Source organism: uncultured Methanobrevibacter sp. (assembly GCF_937906425.1).
Taxonomy (GTDB): Archaea; Methanobacteriota; Methanobacteria; order Methanobacteriales; family Methanobacteriaceae; genus Methanobrevibacter.
The window spans coordinates 1-2,208 of record NZ_CALCYR010000076.1; the positions used below are offsets into that span (position 1 = coordinate 1).

Here is a 2,208-nt window from a genome sequence, read left to right on the forward strand (position 1 = left end):
TAAAAATTAATAAAATTTTAAATTAATAAAATTAATAAAAATTTTTTCATATTTTTTTATTTTTTTTAAGAAAAAAGAGGATTAATTTCTTATCTTCCTAAGTCCTGAGGTTAATTTCCAGCTTTTGGAAGATAGAATCTCTTTATTGGTTTTTTTAAGTTTTTTTATCTCTTTTTCAATATTCTTATTGTCCTTTTTTATTTTTTCATTTTCTTTTTTCAATTCATTTATCCTTTCATAGGCCTCATCTGCCCTTTCAAGATAATCATCTTTTGAATTGAAGCTGGCCGCTTTCTCCAGACTTTCAAAAGAATTGAAATCACTTGCCGCTGAATAATCCATCAGGAAGATTGAAACTGTAAAACTTGTAACCTTTTCATATTTCTTTTGATCTATCAATGTTCTTTTCTTAGGATAAAATGCATTCTTTTTTATCTTTCTCAGCTGTAATTTTGTTTTCTTTTCATCCAAATCCTTTTTCAAGACATTGTTGATTTTATTTTTTAGGATAAAGTAATCAAGAGCATTTATATCGCTCTTTTCAAGGACGGAATTGTACTTTTCATTTTGTTTGTCAAAGTCTTTCTGGAAAAGAGGCCCCAGCTTGTCCAGAATATAATTATAGTCCCATAGGAATGGCTCCTCCAAATGTCTGCTGTCAACATATCCTTCTACGGTAAACTCATCCACGCCGGTTTGGGGAAGGCTGTCCATTGCAAATGGAATATCCAATAAATCTTCATCCCCTCTTTTAAGGACATGGTAGACAAATTCCTTAAATCCATCTTCGCTATGTTTTTCCAATAGGAATGCTATCCATATTTCAAGGCATGTGCCGAAGAGGGGCAAGTAGAATTCCTGATTAAACAGTCTTCTTCTTGAAGACCATCTTCCAATGTTTTTTATGGTGTTTATTGTATTGTGCTTGTATAGGTCATTTCCATGTTGGTAGAATTGATCCCTATTCAGATATTCCCTTGTATATTCATCTGTGGTGTCGTGGGAGTCAAAGTCTCCCTGTGAGATGTAGAATGTTGTTGCAAATTGTTTAAAGCTTGATGGGAAGTATTTGTATTTATTTTCCTCCTCAAGGTCATTTTCCCAATCCACATCCAAGTGTTTTGCAACCTTTTCTCCAATTATAACGTCCGGATGTTCTCTAAGCCCATTGGTAATTGACTTTAGCTCAATATTGTGTTTGGAAGCCAGTTTCTTTAAGATCATAAGGGTTAATCTTGAGTCAAATCCGCCGGTGATTCCTGCCTTTATTTGCCTGATTTTTGGGGATATGATTTTAAAGTACTTGTCTGTGTATTCCTCCAAGATTCTGTAATACCAATCGTAAAATCCTTCCCTGTCCTCAATATAAAGATTTTCAATCCATTCAGGGATTTCTATTTCATCATTGAGAATAATCTCAAATTGGCCATTTTGGACAGTGAGTTCATCAAATGGAAAGATCCTTTTTATGTTTTTAAAGGCGGTATTTCTGTATGTTGTTTTCTTATCTGTTTTATACCAGTTTCCAAATTTGATTAGGTCTTCCATGTATTCGGCATCGTAATTGTCTCTGAAGGTCTTGTTTTGGAAGGCTTTCACTCCGTCAACAATCAGTTTCAATTCATTTGCAATGACTGAACAGTTTTCATCCTCATAGTAAAATAGGGGATGTATGCTGGAAAGTGATGATTGGAAGTAGCCATTTCCATTTTCATCACAATGGAATGCCTGATAGCTTCCTAAAATAAGCTTGTCATTTTTCATTGCAAAATCAATGTTTTCAAGATTGTTTGGAAGTTCTGAGTCCTCTACAACAAAGAGTCCATTGACGAAGCTGATTTCCTCATCATTCATTTTATAGGAATTGTTTTCATCTTCATCATAAGCCATATTGTAGGTGTATAAATAGACTGCCAGTTTATCTGTCTCTTTTTTGATGCAATTGTCTGCAATAAGGCTTGTGGCATTGACAGAGTTTAAAAGTGCATCATTTATATGGCTTTTATCGAAGTTTTCCTTTTTGGACAATACAAAAAATCTCATAATATAGTATTTATTTAAAAGTCTTAAAATAAGTTTCGAGATAATTTTAGGAAAAATATTCATTAAATTAATTAAAATTTATTTTTTTCACTTTTCGTTAAATTTAGATAATTATTAATACGGATTATTAAATATATATGAATAATTAAAAAAATTATTTAGAAA

General features: G+C 32.0%; 1 protein-coding gene. It reads right to left on the minus strand.

What is annotated here, in order from left to right; all coding sequences use genetic code 11:
* Nucleotides 1–81: 81 nt before the first annotated feature.
* Entirely contained in the window at nucleotides 82–2,043 is a 1,962-nt protein-coding gene (locus Q0138_RS02145; protein WP_297980265.1) for a hypothetical protein, read from the minus strand.
* Nucleotides 2,044–2,208 lie beyond the last annotated feature (165 nt).